We start from the raw sequence: 17,217 nt of genomic DNA on the forward strand, positions 1-17,217 counted from the left end.
ATTTATCTAAGCATTCCAGAGTACATGTATCTTGCATGTACTCTTTCTTTTGGGGTTGAAAGATAGGAGAAGGACATGTTAGAATTGCTTAAAGCGCTTGATGCTTTTGCTTGGGGGCCTCCCCTCTTGATCTTATTGGTCGGAACGGGTATCTATTTGACCATCCGACTGGGCCTTTTGCAGGTTACTCGTCTCCCTAAGGCCTTTCAGTTGATCTTTACCAAGGACAAGGGGCACGGCGATGTGTCGAGCTTTGCTGCTCTCTGTACGGCTCTAGCAGCCACAGTTGGTACGGGAAATATCATCGGGGTAGCGACAGCCATTAAGGTTGGAGGACCAGGGGCCCTCTTTTGGATGTGGATGGCGGCCTTCTTTGGGATGGCGACCAAATATGCCGAAGGATTGCTGGCCATCAAATACCGTACTAAGGATGCAAATGGAGCTGTAGCTGGAGGACCCATGCATTACATCCTTTTGGGGATGGGAGAAAAGTGGCGTCCACTTGCTATCTTCTTTGCCCTAGCGGGTGTATTGGTAGCCCTTCTAGGGATTGGTACCTTTACCCAAGTCAATTCAATTACAGAATCTATCCAAAATACAGCTCAAATTAATCCAGCTATCACAGCTCTCGTTTTATCTGTTTTTGTAGGGATTGCCGTCTTTGGTGGCCTCAAATCCATATCAAAAGTTTCGACAGCAGTGGTTCCTTTTATGGCTATTGTCTATATTTTAGGAACTCTTACAGTTATTCTCTTTAATATCGAGAAAATCCCAGCCACACTTGTACTGATCTTTACTTCAGCCTTTAGCCCAGTAGCCGCGGTAGGTGGTTTTGCAGGTGCCAGTATTCGGATGGCTATCCAGAATGGTGTGGCGCGAGGAGTCTTTTCTAACGAATCTGGTCTTGGTTCAGCTCCCATTGCAGCGGCTGCAGCTAAGACTAATGAGCCTGTCGAGCAAGGCTTGATTTCCATGACAGGAACCTTTATTGATACTTTGATTATCTGTACTCTGACAGGTCTGACAATCTTGGTAACTGGGGTTTGGAGTGGTGATTTGAATGGAGTTGCCTTGACCCAGTCAGCCTTTTCAACAGTTTTTTCACACTTTGGACCTGCTCTTTTGACCATCTTCCTTGTGCTCTTTGCCTTTACGACGATCCTCGGATGGAACTACTACGGAGAGCGCTGTTTTGAGTTTCTCTTTGGTGTTCGTTTTATCTGGCTTTACCGTGTAGTCTTTGTAGTCATGGTCTTGTTGGGAGGATTTATCGAGTTGGATATGGTTTGGATTATCGCAGATATCGTCAACGCCTTGATGGCTCTGCCAAACTTGATTGCCCTCTTGGTCTTGTCGCCAGTCGTCATTGCTGAGACTAAAAAGTATTTTAAATACTAACCCAATCACACTTTTAGTGTGATTTTTTCATTTCATAGACATTTCCTATCAAGGCGATTGAAAATATATATTATCCAAGTGGAAAATTCTATGATAGACTAAATGACAATAAAATGAAAAGAGGTTTCTTATGACAACATTTACCATCCACACAGTAGAATCAGCACCAGCAGAAGTAAAAGAAGTTCTTGAAACAGTACAAAAAGATAACAATGGCTATATTCCCAACCTAATCGGTCTCTTGGCTAACGCTCCTACCGCGCTTGAAGCCTACCGAACTGTCGGAGCCATCAACCGTCGCAATAGCTTAACACCAGTAGAGCGTGAAGTAGTGCAAATCACGGCAGCCGTAACCAATGGTTGCGCTTTCTGCGTGGCTGGACATACTGCCTTTTCAATCAAACAAATCCAGATGAATGATGATCTTCTCCAAGCCCTTCGCAACCGCACTCCGATTGAAACAGATCCAAAACTAGATACTCTAGCTAAGTTTACCTTGGCGGTCATCAATACCAAAGGGCGTGTAGGAGATGAAGCCTTGGCTGAATTTTTGCAAGCTGGTTACACGCAACAAAATGCCTTGGATGTGGTTCTCGGTGTTAGTCTTGCTAGCCTTTGTAACTATGCAAACAACCTAGCCAATACGCCAATTAATCCAGAATTGCAACCTTATGCCTAGTTCAAATCAGAAAGAAAAAATGAAGACTGAGCAATCCAGTCTTCATTTTTCTATGCTATTTTAAGCGCTTTTATGCTATACTAATAATAACATGATTATTGGAGGCTCGGATGAAAAAGCTCCCCTTAGTATTCTCTGGCTGTTTATTAGGTTTAGCAGGTGCAGGAAATCTGATTGCAGATACTTTGCCTGTTCTGTCGCATTTATTGAGTCTGACTGGTCTAGTGTTGTGGATTTTCTTTCTTGTTGTTCATCTTTTTAATTGGGAAGAAACCAAGCAAGAATTGACCAGACCCCCTCTTTTATCTGGGATGGCCACCTTTCCCATGGCTGGGATGATTTTATCGACCTATGTCTTTCGCGTATTCCCTGCTCTTCCTATAGTAGCACAAGGAATCTGGTGGTTTTCCTTTCTCTTGGATTTGGCGTTGATTGCTACTTTCACCATCAAATTTACCTGTCCGGGTCGGAGGGTCAATGCGACTCCAAGCTGGACGGTGCTCTATGTGGGGATAGCAGTAGCGGCCTTGACCTATCCTCTGGTAGGCATTATTGAGATTGCCTATGCGACCTTGAGTTTTGGTTTTGTCTTGACCTTCTATCTCTATCCGCTTATTTATAGCGATTTAAAGAAAGATCCACTCCCAGTGGCCTTGCTTGGACAGGAAGGAATCTACTGTGCTCCCTTTTCTCTACTCTTGGCTTCTCTAGTTCGAGTTGGAGGAGCAAGCCTACCGACTTGGCTCTTGATTGTCATGATTTTGGCATCTCAATCCTTCTTTTTCTTTGTTTTAACCCGCCTACCCAATATTTTAAAACAAGGATTTCAACCAGCCTTCTCAGCCCTAACCTTCCCAACCATTATCACAGCTACTTCGCTCAAGATGGCTCAGGGAATTTTGAAACTTCCATTTCTGGATTATCTGGTCTTGGCTGAAACCGTTATTTGCCTCACTATTTTATTCTTTGTCTTGGGTGCTTATCTGATTTGGTTACGAAAAAAGGTCTAGCTAGAAATAGCTAGGCCTTATTTTTATGGTTTGATAACTTCAGCGCCACCCATGTATGGACGAAGTGCTTCTGGAATAGTTACAGAACCATCTGCATTTTGATAGTTCTCAAGAATAGCAGCAACCGTACGTCCAACTGCAAGTCCAGAACCGTTCAAGGTGTGAAGGAGTTTAACCTTGCCATCGGCTTCATCACGGTAACGGATTTGGGCACGACGGGCTTGGAAATCTTCTGTATTTGAACAGCTTGAGATTTCACGATAGGTATTTTGGGCTGGAATCCAAACTTCCAAGTCATAAGTCTTAGCAGCTGAGAAGCCCATGTCTCCAGTAGAGAGCGCAACGACACGGTATGGAAGGTTGAGCTTTTGAAGAATATTTTCAGCGTTGGCTGTCATTTTTTCCAATTCTTCATAAGATTCTTCTGGTTTGGCAAATTTGACCATTTCAACCTTGTGGAATTGGTGCAAACGAATCAAGCCACGTGTATCACGACCAGCTGAACCAGCCTCAGAACGGAAAGATGGACTCATAGCGGTAAAGTAGATTGGTAGGTCTTTACCGTCAAGGATTTCATCACGGTAGTAGTTTGTAAGAGGAACTTCAGCTGTAGGGATGAGGACATAACTAGTGTCTTTCAATTCAAAAGTATCATCCTTAAATTTTGGATAATTTCCGGTACCAAACATAGAATCATGGTTAACCATGTAAGGTGTGATAACTTCCGTATAGCCCTCTTTACCATGCTCATCCAACATAAAGTTGTAGATAGCACGTTCCAAACGAGCCCCAAGACCTTTATAGAAGAGGAAGCGAGCGCCCGTTACCTTACCACCGCGTTCCCAGTCAAGGATACCAAGGTCTTCACCAAGATCCCAGTGAGCTTTTGGTTCAAAGTCAAACTCGCGTGGGCTACCCCAACGGCGAACTTCCACATTGTCATCTTCATCCACTCCGATAGGAACACTGTCAGCAGGGATATTTGGAAGAGTAGTGGTGAATTCTGTCAATTTAGCATCGATGTCTGCCAATTCAGCATCCAAGGCTTTGACTTCAGCAGATAGGGTTTGCATTGCAGCAATCTTGTCATCGACATTTTCCTTGTTGCGCTTGGCTTGGGCAATCTCAGCAGAAACAGTGTTACGTTCTGCTTTGAGAGTTTCAACCTTGACCAAGATGTCACGACGTTTAGCATCGATTTTTTTCATCTCATTCAAGATAGCAGCATCTACACCACGTGTAGCTAATTTTTCAGCGACAGCATCAAAATCTGTGCGAATACGTTTAATATCTAACATAGGAACTCCTTTATGAAAAAAGCACACCTGACAAAGTGTTGGAGTGGCAGGGCCACGGTTCCATCCAACTTCACAGGTGTGCACTTGATTCTGTATTTAATTGTGAATAACGGTAGAATTTCACCTATCCCTCCTATCTGCTCGCAGCACCCGCAGACTTTCTGAAAGAAGGAGATAACCTACTTATCCGTTGCTATGATTATACTAAAGTTTCTACTTTTTTGCAAATAGATTTTTAAGTTTTTTTCCAATGGTCTGGAGTAGAGTCGGAAGTTTCACAACCTTTTCGTTTCCTAATTTTTCCCGAGCGATTTTTAGGATAGCTCCAGAGTCTTTTGAAGCAAAGAGGAATTTTCCTTGATCGGTGAAGACTTCAAAGTGGCGGCTGATCTTGCGACCACTTACGTTGGCTCCGATTTGCTGAATGCTGGACCAGGGGATTTGAATATATTGTTCGACATTGACATCAGGATAAAACTCTAAGGCTTGATCCCCAACTAAAAATTTTCCAACTTTTCCAGAGATAGAGAGGTAAGATGTCCCAGTAGTTTGGAGGTCAATGACTTGATTGAGTGATTGGGCCATGATTAGTCTTCCTTACTTTCATCGAAAAAGGCATGGTAGAGAGCCTTGATAGCGGCCTTTTCTTGCTCTTTATTGACAACAAACATGATGGAAACCTCACTTGAACCTTGGGACATCATCTGGATGTTGATTTTATTCTCAGACAAAGCCCGTGTTGCAGTAGCAGTTACCCCGATATGGCTCTTCATCTTTTCTCCGACAATCATAATGATTGAGAGGTCATGTTCGATTTCAGCATGGTCCACTTCAGCTTTTTGAACAAGTTGACGTAGAATTTCTTCTTCTTTGATAGGAGTTAATTCACGGGATCGGAGGATGATTGAAAGATCGTCGATACCTGTAGGCATGTGTTCCCAACCGATATTGAGGTCCTCAAGGATTTGCAGAACCTTGCGACCAAATCCGACTTCGCGGTTCATGAGGTATTTAGACATGTTTATGCTGACGAATCCTGAGTCACCTGCAATCCCTACTACTGGGAATTTATCACTACTGTGTTCTAAAACAATGCGTGTTCCTGGGTGGTCAGGGTTGTTGGTATTCTTGATGACAAGAGGAATTTTTCCTCGGTAGGCAGGAAGAAGGGCTTCGTCATGAAGAACTGAAAATCCAGCGTAAGCCAACTCACGCATTTCACGGTAGGTTAATTCAGGAATGGAGTGTGGTTGGTGGATAATACCAGGATGGGCAGCAAAGATACCATCTACGTCTGTAAAGTTCTCATAGAGATCAGCCTTAACACCTGCTGCAATGATAGAACCTGTGATATCTGAACCTCCACGTGAAAAAGTACAGATTTGATTTTCTTTAGTCACACCAAAGAAACCAGGGATGACAAGGACTTCGTTGCTATCAGCCAAGCCTTCAATCTTGTCATAACTAGATGGGATGATGCGTGCGTTTCCTGGTTCACTTGTGACAACAATTCCAGCTTCTCTTGGGTGAACATAGCGTGCATCGATACCGTTTTGGTTAAAGTAGGCTGCAATCAATTTGGCATTGTTATTTTCTCCAGCCGCTAGGAAGGTATCATAGAGAAATTCATTGTCCTCTATAGGAAGAGTTGCCAAGGCACGAATACTTTTAGAGATTTTTTCTAAAACAGCAGGTTTTAACCCTAGTTCACTAACCATAGCGGCATAACGGTCAATGATCCAGCTTTGGCTAGCACTGATGTCATTTCCAGCCACATAGTCGCGATAGTATTTAATCAAGGCATCAGTCACCTTGGTATCTTCAGCATTGCGTTTCCCGGGTGCAGAAACGACTACAAAACGGCGCTCTTTATCACTTTTAACGATATTTAAAACTTTTTCTAACTGACCAGCAGAGGCAAGCGAGCTTCCACCAAATTTTACAACCTTCATAAGGACTCCTCAAGTAAGTATTTTATACGATTATAGCAGAAAGAGGGGCATTTTTCAATGAAGAAAATAACTTCCTATTATAATAGAAGAAAACACTAACTTATTCTGAAAAGCGATAACCGTTTAAAAGTAAGGGTGTCAAATTTTACTCAGACTCATAAATGATGGGTTAATAATCAGCTGAGACACTTTCCTTTAGTTTTTCCTTGCCTCTTTATCCAAAAAAAGGTATACTTTGATGATAAAACAATTTTGTTGCCTTATAAAAGAAAAGGAGAAGCTATGAATCATATCTTATATCAGATCGTAGATGATCTTGCTATCATTACTTTGAATCGTCCCGAAGTGGCAAATGGTTTCCATATCCCAATGTGTGAGGAAATTTTAGAAGCTTTGACTCTAGCGGAGCAGGATCAAGCTGTGCAGTTCATCTTGATTAATGCGAATGGGAAGGTCTTTTCAGTTGGAGGAGACTTGGTTGAGATGAAACGCGCAGTGGACGAAGATGATATCCCATCTTTGAATAAGATTGCAGAATTAGTCAATACAATTTCTTTTAAAATCAAGCAAATTCCTAAACCTATTTTGATGGAGGTAGATGGAGCGGTCGCTGGTGCCGCAGCAAATATGGCGGTAGCAGTTGATTTTTGTTTGGCGACTGACAAGGCAAAATTTATCCAAGCCTTTGTCGGAGTGGGCTTGGCGCCAGACGCTGGTGGGATTCATCTCTTGAGTCGTAGCATCGGGGTAACACGAGCTGCACAACTTGCCATGACAGGTGAAGCCTTAACTGCTGAAAAAGCGCTAGAATGGGGCGTGGTATACCGTGTTTGTGAAGTTGACAAATTAGAAAAAACAAGAGAACAAGTTCTGAAAAAATTAAGAAGAGGTTCAGCAAACTCATACGCAGCGATTAAAAAGTTAGTTTGGGAAAGTCAATTTAAGGATTGGCAGAATTATGCTGAATTAGAATTGAAACTACAAGAATCGTTATCTCTAACTGAAGATTTTAAAGAAGGAGTTCGAGCGCATTCTGAAAGAAGAAGACCAAAATTTATAGGAATGTAAAAAAATACTTGCACAATTTTTTGAAGTTTGATATACTTCTTTTATCAAATGCTTTGATTGTGAAAGTTTTTTAGAGGGAGGGAAACGATTTGGACTACCAACAAGTAAATGATTATCTAACATCTATTTTTAATAATGTCCTTGTGATCGAGGAGGTTAGCTTACGAGGTAGTCGATTCAAAGACATCTCCATCAAAGAAATGCACACGATCGATGTGATTGGGAAGTTCCCGGAGGCAACACCAAGCAAGGTTTCAAAAGAACTGATGGTAACTCTTGGGACAGTGACGACGAGTTTGAATAACCTGGAGAGAAAAGGTTATATTGAGCGTATTCGTTCTGACCAAGACCGTCGAGTGGTCTATCTGCATTTGACAAAGAAAGGTCGTTTGGTTCACCGCCTGCATAAACGGTTCCACAAGGCTATGGTCGAAAAAATCATCGATGGCATGAGCCCTGAGGAAAAAGAAGTTATGGGGAGAGGATTAATCAATCTTTATCAATTTTTGGAGGATTTGAAATAATGGCTTTTGCAAAGATAAGCCAGGTTGCTCATTATGTTCCAGAGCAAGTGGTCACTAATCATGACTTAGCCCAAATCATGGACACAAGCGATGAGTGGATTTCAAGTCGGACAGGAATTAAACAGAGACATATCTCAAAAACAGAGTCTACAAGTGATTTGGCGACACAAGTAGCTAAGAGCTTGTTGGCTAAAGGGAGCTTAACAGCGGATCAGATTGATTTTATCATTGTAGCGACGATTACCCCAGACTCGATGATGCCTTCCACAGCAGCTCGAGTTCAGGCAAATATCGGAGCGCATAGAGCTTTCGCCTTTGATCTGACAGCAGCTTGCAGTGGCTTTGTATTTGCTCTCTCAACTGCAGAAAAGTTTTTAAGTGCTGGACAGTTCAAAAAAGGGATTGTTATCGGGGCTGAAACCTTATCCAAGGCAGTTGATTGGTCAGATCGTTCGACAGCTGTTCTCTTTGGGGATGGTGCTGGTGGGGTTCTCTTGGAAGCGAGCGAAACACGTCACTTCCTTGTGGAAAGTCTCTATACGGATGGCTCTCGGAGCGAGTGTTTGACCTATGGTCAAACGGCTTTGGCTTCTCCTTTCTCGGATCAAGAAGCAGTTCCTGCTTTTTTGAAAATGGATGGACGAGCAGTTTTTGATTTTGCAAATCGTGATGTTGCTAGATCGATCAAAGAAACCATTGAAAATGGTCCAATCGCAGCATCGAAATTGGATTATCTCTTGCTTCATCAGGCAAATATCCGCATTTTGGATAAGATGGCTAAGAAGATCGGTGTTGACCGAGACAAACTTCCAGCCAATATGATGGAGTATGGGAATACCAGTGCAGCAAGTATCCCGATTTTGCTCTCAGAGTGTGTGGAGAATGGCATGATTCGTTTAGATGGTAGCCAGACGATTCTCCTATCAGGCTTCGGTGGAGGTTTGACATGGGGCACACTCATTCTTACAATCTAGGTAATCATGTGGTAAACACATAGTTATAAATTTTTTATATTTTAAAGGAGTCCTATCATGGCAGTATTTGAAAAAGTACAAGAAATTATCGTTGAAGAACTTGGGAAAGACGCATCAGAAGTAACACTTGAATCTACTTTTGATGATTTGGATGCAGATTCATTGGACTTGTTCCAAGTAATCTCTGAAATCGAAGATGCTTTCGATATCCAAATCGAAGCAGAAGATAATTTGAAAACAGTTGGTGACTTGGTTGCCTACGTTGAAGAGCAAACAAAATAATTAACATATTACTAGAAGGAGTTGGGGAAACCCACTCCCTCTTGTTTAGGTAATAGTTTGAAACTCAAATGATAAACTCATCGAACTATTACGTAAGCAAGGAATGATGGAGGCACTATGAAAACACGTATTACAGAATTATTGAACATTGATTATCCTATTTTTCAAGGAGGAATGGCCTGGGTTGCAGACGGCGACTTGGCTGGTGCAGTATCAAAAGCTGGTGGTCTAGGGATCATCGGTGGTGGGAATGCACCTAAAGAGGTCGTAAAGGCTAATATCGATAAAATCAAATCATTTACGGACAAACCTTTTGGTGTCAACATCATGCTCTTGTCACCTTTTGTAGAAGACATCGTTGATCTCGTGATTGAAGAAGGGGTCAAGGTGGTTACAACTGGTGCAGGAAATCCAAGTAAATACATGACTCGTTTCCATGATGCAGGAATTACAGTTATTCCTGTTGTTCCAAGTGTTGCTTTAGCAAAACGCATGGAAAAAATTGGTGCAGATGCAGTTATTGCAGAGGGAATGGAAGCCGGTGGACATATTGGTAAATTAACAACCATGACCTTGGTTCGCCAAGTTGCTGCAGCTGTTTCAATTCCGGTTATCGCAGCTGGAGGAATTGCCGACGGTGAAGGTGTCGCTGCAGGCTTTATGCTTGGTGCAGATGCTGTTCAAGTTGGTACGCGTTTCGTAGTAGCTAAGGAATCTAACGCTCATCCAAAATACAAGGAAAAAATCTTAAAAGCGCGTGATATCGATACGACTATTTCAGCTCAACATTTTGGACATGCTGTTCGCGCCATTAAAAATCAGTTGACTCGTGACTTTGAACAGGCTGAAAAGGATGCCTTTAAACAAGAAGATCCAGATTTAGAAATCTTTGAACAAATGGGAGCTGGTGCTCTTGCTAAAGCCGTTGTTCATGGAGATGTAGAAGGTGGATCCGTCATGGCAGGTCAGATCGCTGGTTTGGTTTCTAAAGAGGAAACTGTCGAAGAAATCCTAAAAGATCTATACTATGGTGCAGCCAAAAAAATTCAAGAAGAAGCCTCTCGTTGGGCAGGAGTTGTAAGAAATGACTAAAACAGCCTTTCTATTTGCAGGTCAAGGTGCTCAGTATCTAGGAATGGGGCGAGATCTCTATGATCGCTACCCTATCGTCAAGGAAACAATTGACCAAGCCAGTCAGATTTTGGGTTATGACCTACGTGACTTGATTGATAAGGAAGAAACCAAGCTAAACCAGACTCGTTATACGCAGCCAGCTATTTTAGCGACTTCGGTTGCTATTTACCGACTATTGAAAGAAAAGGGTTATCAGCCGGATATGGTAGCAGGATTGTCTCTTGGGGAATATTCTGCTCTTGTAGCAAGTGGTGCCTTGGACTTCGAAGAGGCAGTTGCCTTGGTTGCTAAGCGTGGTGCTTATATGGAAGAGGCTGCACCTGCAGGCTCTGGAAAGATGGTTGCCGTCCTTAATACTCCAGTTGAAGTGATTGAGGAAGCTTGTGAAACAGCCTCTAAAGTTGGAGTAGTGACTCCAGCTAACTACAACACCCCAAGCCAAATCGTTATCGGTGGTGAGGTGGCTGCGGTTGACCGCGCAGTTGAACTCTTGCAGGAAGCAGGAGCAAAACGATTGATTCCTTTAAATGTATCTGGTCCTTTCCATACAGCTCTTCTTGAGCCAGCCAGTCAGCAACTAGCTGGAGCTCTTGAAGGAGTGAGTTTCTCTGACTTTACTTGTCCACTAGTTGGCAATACGGAAGCTGCTGTTATGGAAAAAGATCGAATCCAAGAGCTTTTGACGCGTCAGGTCAAAGAACCTGTTCGTTTTTATGAAAGTATTGCTGTGATGCAGGATGCTGGGGTAACCAACTTTATTGAAATTGGTCCGGGTAAGGTCCTATCAGGCTTTGTCAAAAAAATCGATAAAACAGCTCAGCTAGCTAACGTTGAAGACCAAGCAAGCTTGGATGCTTTGTTAGGAAACTAATGATCCCTTCTCCCACAAAATACAACAGGAAACAGGAGAAATAGAATGCAACTTACAAACAAAAATGTCTTTGTAACAGGTTCAAGTCGTGGTATCGGACTTGCCATTGCTCACAAATTTGCTCAACTAGGCGCTAATGTAGTTTTGAATAGTCGTGGAGCAATCTCAGAAGAATTGCTGGCTGAGTTTTCAAACTACGGTGTCAAAGTAGTACCGATCTCAGGTGATGTTTCAGACTTTGCAGATGCCAAGCGTATGGTAGATCAAGCGATTGCAGAATTCGGTTCTGTCGATGTCTTGGTCAACAATGCTGGGATTACTCAGGATACCCTCATGCTTAAGATGACCGAGGAAGACTTTGAAAAAGTGATTAAGATCAACTTGACAGGTGCTTTCAACATGACGCAAGCAGTCTTGAAACAGATGATCAAGGCACGTGAAGGTGCGATTATCAATATGTCGAGTGTGGTCGGTTTGATGGGAAATATCGGACAAGCCAACTATGCGGCTTCTAAAGCGGGTTTGATTGGGTTTACCAAGTCAGTAGCACGTGAAGTTGCCAATCGTAATGTGCGCGTAAATGCTCTTGCACCAGGAATGATCGAGTCAGATATGACAGCTGTTTTGTCTGATAAGGTCAAGGAAGCGACATTGGCACAAATCCCAATGAAACAGTTCGGTCAAGCAGAACATATCGCAGATGCTACAGTGTTCCTGGCTGGACAGGATTATTTGACTGGACAAGTTCTCGCTGTTGATGGCGGACTTAGCATGTAAAAAATAAGGAAAGATATAGGTAAGACAGATGAAACTAAATCGAGTTGTAGTAACAGGTTACGGATTGACCTCTCCTATCGGAAATACTCCAGAAGAATTTTGGAACAGTTTGCAAACTGGAAAAATTGGAATTGGAGAAATCACTAAATTTGACCACAGCGAATTTGCTGTGCACAATGCAGCAGAGGTCCAAGATTTCCCATTTGATAAATACTTTGTCAAAAAAGATACCAATCGTTTTGATAACTATTCTTTGTATGCCTTGTATGCGGCTCAAGAAGCGGTGACAAATGCAAATCTTGATGTAGAAGCAATTGATAAAGATCGCTTTGGTGTCATCGTGGCTTCTGGTATTGGGGGAATTAAAGAAATCGAAGATCAGGTTATCCGTCTTCATGAAAAAGGTCCAAAACGCGTTAAACCAATGACACTTCCAAAAGCTTTGCCAAACATGGCTTCAGGAAATGTTGCCATGCGTTTCGGAGCAAACGGTATCTGTAAATCAATCAATACAGCCTGTGCCTCATCAAACGATGCCATTGGGGATGCCTTCCGCTCTATCAAGTTTGGTTTCCAAGATGTCATGTTAGTTGGTGGTTCAGAATCATCTATCACTCCTTTTGCTATCGCTGGTTTCCAAGCATTGACTGCCCTATCAACTACAGAGGATCCAACTCGTGCTTCTATCCCATTTGACAAAGATCGTAATGGTTTTGTGATGGGAGAAGGTTCAGGGATGTTGGTTCTTGAAAGTCTTGAACATGCTGAAAAACGTGGCGCAACTATCTTGGCTGAAGTAGTTGGCTACGGTAATACCTGTGATGCTTACCATATGACTTCACCTCATCCAGAGGGTCAAGGTGCGATTAAGGCTATGAAGTTGGCTTTGGAAGAAGCAGAAATTTCTCCAGCGCAAGTGGCTTACGTCAATGCCCACGGAACTTCAACTCCTGCAAATGAAAAAGGAGAAAGTGGTGCGATCGTAGCTGTTCTTGGTAAAGAAGTACCTGTATCTTCAACCAAGTCCTTTACAGGACACTTACTTGGTGCTGCAGGAGCGGTAGAAGCAATTGCTACCATCGAAGCTATGCGTCATAACTATGTACCAATGACAGCTGGAACAAGTGAGTTATCAGACTATATCGAAGCCAATGTCGTTTATGGACAAGGCTTGGAGCAAGAAATCCCTTATGCTATTTCAAACACTTTTGGTTTTGGTGGACACAATGCGGTTCTTGCTTTCAAACGTTGGGAGAATAAATAATTATGAATTTAAATGAGATCAAGGACTTGATGGCTCAATTTGACCAATCAAGTTTGAGAGAATTTTCTTATAAAAACGGAACGGACGAATTGCAGTTCAGTAAGAATGAAGCAAGAATGGCTTCTGAAGCACCAACTCAAGTTGTTCCAGCGCCAGCTGCAGTAGCTGCAAGTCCAGTAGTTTCTGCCCCTTCAACTCCAGTAGATAGTCCAGTAGAAGAAGCACCAGCACCAGCTAAAACGACGGTTGCTCCAGAGGGTGATGTTGTTGAAAGTCCACTTGTAGGGGTGGCTTACCTGGCCGCTGGACCAGATAAACCTGCCTTTGTCACAGTCGGAGACAGTGTTAAAAAAGGTCAGACTTTGGTGATTATCGAAGCCATGAAGGTTATGAATGAAATTCCTGCACCTAAGGATGGTGTGGTGACAGAAATTCTCGTTTCAAATGAAGAAATGGTTGAGTTCGGTAAAGGATTGGTACGTATCAAATGATCGATATTCAAGGAATCAAAGAAGCTCTACCCCATCGCTACCCCATGCTCCTAGTGGATCGTGTCTTGGAAGTGAGCGAGGATACCATTGTTGCCATTAAAAATGTGACCATCAACGAACCTTTCTTCAATGGGCATTTTCCTCAATATCCAGTTATGCCAGGTGTTCTTATCATGGAAGCCTTGGCACAGACTGCTGGTGTCTTGGAATTGTCCAAGCCTGAAAATAAAGGGAAACTGGTCTTCTATGCTGGCATGGACAAGGTTAAGTTTAAGAAGCAAGTTGTACCAGGTGATCAATTAGTCATGACGGCTACTTTTGTCAAACGTCGTGGTACGATTGCTGTGGTTGAAGCAAAGGCTGAAGTGGATGGCAAGCTTGCGGCGAGTGGTACTCTTACCTTTGCAATTGGAAACTAAGGAGGTTCTCCATGTTTCGTAAAATTTTGATTGCCAACCGTGGTGAGATTGCGGTTCGCATTATTCGAGCTGCGCGTGAATTGGGCATTGCGACCGTAGCAGTTTATTCAACTGCTGATAAGGAAGCTCTTCACACACTCCTAGCGGATGAAGCTATCTGTATAGGACCTGGTAAGGCGACAGAGTCTTATCTCAATATAAACGCTATTTTATCTGCTGCAGTCTTGACTGAAGCAGAAGCCATCCACCCAGGTTTTGGTTTTCTTAGCGAAAACTCCAAGTTTGCCACGATGTGTGATGAAGTGGGGATTAAGTTCATCGGTCCTTCTGGGACTGTAATGGATACCATGGGAGATAAGATCAATGCGCGTGAGCAAATGATCAAGGCTGGAGTTCCAGTTATCCCAGGATCTGATGGTGAAGTTCACACGGCTGAAGAGGCACTTGCGGTTGCAGAAAAAATTGGCTACCCAGTCATGCTTAAGGCATCTGCAGGTGGTGGTGGAAAAGGGATTCGTAAGGTTGAAAAGGCAGAAGACTTGGTCGCAGCCTTTGAGACAGCATCCAGTGAAGCCAAGGCCAACTTTGGAAATGGCGCAATGTATCTTGAGCGTGTGATTTATCCTGCTCGTCATATCGAAGTTCAGATTCTTGCAGATCAAGAGGGTCATGTTGTCCATCTTGGTGAACGGGATTGTTCACTCCAACGGAATAACCAAAAGGTCTTAGAAGAAAGCCCATCTATTGCGATTGGTAAAACCCTTCGTCATGAAATTGGTGCTGCAGCCGTTCGTGCAGCAGAGTCTGTAGGCTATGAAAATGCAGGGACGATTGAATTTCTGCTCGATGAAGCCAGTGGTAATTTCTACTTCATGGAAATGAATACTCGTGTGCAAGTTGAACACCCAGTCACAGAGTTTGTTTCAGGTGTTGATATCGTGAAGGAACAGATTCGCATTGCTGCCGGGCAACCTTTACCTTTCAAACAAGAAGATATTGTCCTACGAGGTCATGCTATCGAGTGCCGGATCAATGCAGAAAATCCAGCATTTAACTTTGCCCCAAGCCCAGGTAAAATTACCAATCTCTATCTACCAAGTGGTGGAGTTGGCTTGCGCGTGGACTCAGCGGTTTATCCAGGTTATACCATTCCTCCTTACTATGATAGTATGATTGCCAAAATCATTGTTCATGGGGAGAATCGTTTTGATGCCTTAATGAAGATGCAACGGGCACTTTATGAACTTGATATTGAAGGAGTGCAAACCAATGCAGACTTCCAGTTGGATCTGATTTCAGACCGCCGAGTTATCGCTGGTGATTACGATACTTCCTTCTTGATGGAAACTTTCTTGCCAAAATACCAAGAAAAAGAATAGACTTTCAAACAGTATGAGAACTAAAAGGGGGAGTTATGGCTCTATTTAGTAAAAAGGATAAGTATATTCGGATCAATCCTAACCGTTCCGTAAGGCAGAAACCACAAGCCAAGCCTGAGGTTCCGGATGAACTCTTCTCCCAGTGTCCTGGTTGTAAACACACCATTTACCAAAAGGATCTTGGGAGCGAACGAATTTGTCCCCATTGTAGCTATACTTTCCGTATTTCAGCTCAGGAACGCTTGGATTTGACGATTGATTCTGGTAGCTTTGTGGAGATGTTTACGGGTATTGAAACTCAAGATCCATTAAACTTTCCTGGCTACCAGAAAAAACTGGCTAGTATGCGTGAAAAGACAGGTTTGGATGAAGCAGTACTGACTGGTACAGCTAGCATCAAGGGACAAAATGTTGCCCTTGGGATCATGGATTCAAACTTTATCATGGCTTCTATGGGAACCGTTGTGGGTGAAAAAATCACGCGCTTGTTTGAGTATGCAACGGTAGAAAACTTGCCAGTCGTACTTTTCACAGCTTCTGGTGGAGCCCGTATGCAAGAAGGAATCATGAGCTTGATGCAGATGGCTAAGATTTCTGCGGCAGTTCAACGTCATTCCAAGGCCGGACTTTTTTACCTAACTATTTTAACCGATCCGACAACCGGTGGGGTGACCGCTTCTTTTGCTATGGAAGGTGATATCATCCTAGCGGAGCCACAGAGTTTGGTTGGTTTTGCTGGGCGTCGTGTTATCGAAAATACAGTTCGAGAGACCTTGCCGGATGACTTCCAAAAGGCAGAATTTTTGCTGGAACATGGATTTGTTGATGCAATTGTCAAACGGAGAGAACTACCAGAAACAATTGCTAAATTAGTGAGATTGCATGGAGGAAGTCGCGGATGAATATTGCAAAAATAGTCAGAGAGGCACGCGAGCAGAGTCGTTTGACCGCACTTGATTTTGCCAATGGAATTTTTGACGAGTTTATCGAATTACATGGAGATCGCTCTTTTCGTGATGATGGTGCGGTCATTGGTGGGATTGGCTGGTTAGGTGAACAGGCAGTAACTGTCCTTGGTATCCAAAAGGGAAAAAGTCTTCATGATAACATCAAACGAAATTTCGGGCAACCTCATCCAGAAGGCTATCGTAAGGCTCTTCGCTTGATGAAACAGGCAGAAAAATTTGGTCGTCCAGTTGTGACCTTTATCAATACGGCGGGTGCTTACCCAGGTGTTGGAGCCGAGGAACGTGGACAAGGTGAAGCAATCGCCCGAAACCTGATGGAAATGAGTGACCTCAAGGTTCCAATCATCGCGATTATTATCGGTGAAGGAGGATCTGGTGGTGCTCTAGCTCTAGCCGTAGCTAACCGTGTCTGGATGTTAGAAAACTCAATCTACGCAGTACTTAGCCCGGAAGGATTTGCCTCTATCCTTTGGAAGGATGGAAGTCGTGCTATGGAAGCAGCGGAGTTGATGAAAATCACTTCACACGAACTTCTAGAAATGGGAATCGTAGACAAGGTAATCTCAGAAGCAGGTCTCTCCAGTAAGGAACTGCTAGGTTGCGTTAAAAATGAATTGCGTGCAGAACTAGATAGGTTGCAAGAACTACCACTCGACCAACTTATCGAAGAACGTTACCAACGCTTTAGAAAATACTAAGAAAATTTAAAAGCTAGAACAAATTGTTCTA

General features: G+C 43.1%; 19 protein-coding genes. 16 read left to right on the forward strand and 3 right to left on the reverse strand.

Translation table 11 applies throughout. The features are described 5' to 3' along the window. Positions 1-75: 75 nt before the first annotated feature. From AB2B49_RS01700 to AB2B49_RS01710, 3 genes are all read left to right on the forward strand, one after another. Positions 76-1,398 (forward strand): alanine/glycine:cation symporter family protein, encoded by a 1,323-nt coding sequence (locus tag AB2B49_RS01700; protein ID WP_206285513.1) that lies wholly within the window; start codon positions 76-78, stop codon positions 1,396-1,398. 130 nt (positions 1,399-1,528) lie between these two features. Further along, the gene (locus AB2B49_RS01705) at positions 1,529-2,077 is read left to right on the forward strand and encodes a carboxymuconolactone decarboxylase family protein (protein ID WP_000206775.1); all 549 of its coding nucleotides are present in this window, start codon (positions 1,529-1,531) and stop codon (positions 2,075-2,077) included. 110 nt (positions 2,078-2,187) lie between these two features. Further along, complete coding sequence (locus tag AB2B49_RS01710; RefSeq protein ID WP_000735934.1) at positions 2,188-3,087, forward strand: TDT family transporter; 900 nt, start codon at positions 2,188-2,190, stop codon at positions 3,085-3,087. A gap of 23 nt (positions 3,088-3,110) precedes the next feature. Here AB2B49_RS01710 and serS read toward each other — a convergent pair whose 3' ends face one another. The 3 genes from serS to AB2B49_RS01725 all read right to left on the reverse strand — a co-directional run bounded on the left by serS (position 3,111) and on the right by AB2B49_RS01725 (position 6,337). Continuing rightward, positions 3,111-4,385 carry a serine--tRNA ligase gene (gene serS / locus AB2B49_RS01715; RefSeq protein WP_049504830.1) on the reverse strand — a complete coding sequence of 425 codons (1,275 nt, stop codon included), beginning with the start codon at positions 4,383-4,385 and terminating at the stop codon, positions 3,111-3,113. A gap of 213 nt (positions 4,386-4,598) precedes the next feature. Continuing rightward, on the reverse strand, positions 4,599-4,970 hold the full coding sequence (locus AB2B49_RS01720) for a DUF956 family protein (protein WP_049504829.1): 372 nt from the start codon (positions 4,968-4,970) through the stop codon (positions 4,599-4,601). Between the two features lie 2 nt (positions 4,971-4,972). After that, complete coding sequence (locus AB2B49_RS01725) at positions 4,973-6,337, reverse strand: aspartate kinase (RefSeq protein WP_000869633.1); 1,365 nt, start codon at positions 6,335-6,337, stop codon at positions 4,973-4,975. A gap of 282 nt (positions 6,338-6,619) precedes the next feature. Here AB2B49_RS01725 and AB2B49_RS01730 point away from each other — a divergent pair, with 282 nt between their 5' ends. The 13 genes from AB2B49_RS01730 (at position 6,620) to AB2B49_RS01790 (ending at position 17,186) form a co-directional block, all read left to right on the forward strand. Further along, positions 6,620-7,405 (forward strand): enoyl-CoA hydratase, encoded by a 786-nt coding sequence (locus AB2B49_RS01730; protein ID WP_320691869.1) that lies wholly within the window; start codon positions 6,620-6,622, stop codon positions 7,403-7,405. Between the two features lie 89 nt (positions 7,406-7,494). Continuing rightward, complete coding sequence (gene fabT, locus AB2B49_RS01735; protein WP_320691870.1) at positions 7,495-7,929, forward strand: fatty acid biosynthesis transcriptional regulator FabT; 435 nt, start codon at positions 7,495-7,497, stop codon at positions 7,927-7,929. Further along, on the forward strand, positions 7,929-8,903 hold the full coding sequence (locus AB2B49_RS01740; RefSeq protein ID WP_320691871.1) for a beta-ketoacyl-ACP synthase III: 975 nt from the start codon (positions 7,929-7,931) through the stop codon (positions 8,901-8,903). Before fabT ends, AB2B49_RS01740 begins: the two co-directional genes overlap by 1 nt. A gap of 57 nt (positions 8,904-8,960) precedes the next feature. Then, a complete protein-coding gene (locus AB2B49_RS01745) occupies positions 8,961-9,185 on the forward strand; it encodes an acyl carrier protein (RefSeq protein WP_000257840.1) in 225 nt (74 codons plus the stop codon). Positions 9,186-9,302: 117 nt separating this feature from the next. Next, entirely contained in the window at positions 9,303-10,277 is a 975-nt protein-coding gene (fabK, locus tag AB2B49_RS01750; protein ID WP_320691872.1) for an enoyl-[acyl-carrier-protein] reductase FabK, read from the forward strand. Beyond that, positions 10,270-11,190, forward strand: a complete 921-nt coding sequence (gene fabD, locus AB2B49_RS01755; RefSeq protein WP_320691873.1) for an ACP S-malonyltransferase — start codon at positions 10,270-10,272, stop codon at positions 11,188-11,190. Before fabK ends, fabD begins: the two co-directional genes overlap by 8 nt. A gap of 45 nt (positions 11,191-11,235) precedes the next feature. Continuing rightward, positions 11,236-11,967 (forward strand): 3-oxoacyl-[acyl-carrier-protein] reductase, encoded by a 732-nt coding sequence (fabG, locus tag AB2B49_RS01760; protein ID WP_320691874.1) that lies wholly within the window; start codon positions 11,236-11,238, stop codon positions 11,965-11,967. A 28-nt stretch (positions 11,968-11,995) separates the two neighbouring features. Beyond that, positions 11,996-13,231: a beta-ketoacyl-ACP synthase II gene (gene fabF, locus AB2B49_RS01765; RefSeq protein ID WP_076984336.1), complete on the forward strand. Its 1,236-nt coding sequence runs from the start codon at positions 11,996-11,998 to the stop codon at positions 13,229-13,231. A 2-nt stretch (positions 13,232-13,233) separates the two neighbouring features. After that, positions 13,234-13,722 carry an acetyl-CoA carboxylase biotin carboxyl carrier protein gene (accB, locus tag AB2B49_RS01770; protein ID WP_071851552.1) on the forward strand — a complete coding sequence of 163 codons (489 nt, stop codon included), beginning with the start codon at positions 13,234-13,236 and terminating at the stop codon, positions 13,720-13,722. After that, positions 13,719-14,141, forward strand: a complete 423-nt coding sequence (gene fabZ / locus AB2B49_RS01775; protein ID WP_000565515.1) for a 3-hydroxyacyl-ACP dehydratase FabZ — start codon at positions 13,719-13,721, stop codon at positions 14,139-14,141. The genes accB and fabZ overlap by 4 nt, the downstream gene beginning before the upstream one ends. Before the next feature lie 11 nt (positions 14,142-14,152). After that, a complete protein-coding gene (gene accC, locus AB2B49_RS01780) occupies positions 14,153-15,520 on the forward strand; it encodes an acetyl-CoA carboxylase biotin carboxylase subunit (RefSeq protein ID WP_009729831.1) in 1,368 nt (455 codons plus the stop codon). 35 nt (positions 15,521-15,555) lie between these two features. Next, on the forward strand, positions 15,556-16,422 hold the full coding sequence (accD, locus tag AB2B49_RS01785) for an acetyl-CoA carboxylase, carboxyltransferase subunit beta (protein ID WP_042767937.1): 867 nt from the start codon (positions 15,556-15,558) through the stop codon (positions 16,420-16,422). Beyond that, positions 16,419-17,186 (forward strand): acetyl-CoA carboxylase carboxyl transferase subunit alpha, encoded by a 768-nt coding sequence (locus AB2B49_RS01790; RefSeq protein ID WP_320691875.1) that lies wholly within the window; start codon positions 16,419-16,421, stop codon positions 17,184-17,186. The genes accD and AB2B49_RS01790 overlap by 4 nt, the downstream gene beginning before the upstream one ends. Positions 17,187-17,217: the final 31 nt, after the last annotated feature.

It is taken from the genome of Streptococcus jiangnanensis (assembly GCF_040888325.1).
Classification (GTDB): Bacteria; Bacillota; Bacilli; order Lactobacillales; family Streptococcaceae; genus Streptococcus; species Streptococcus jiangnanensis.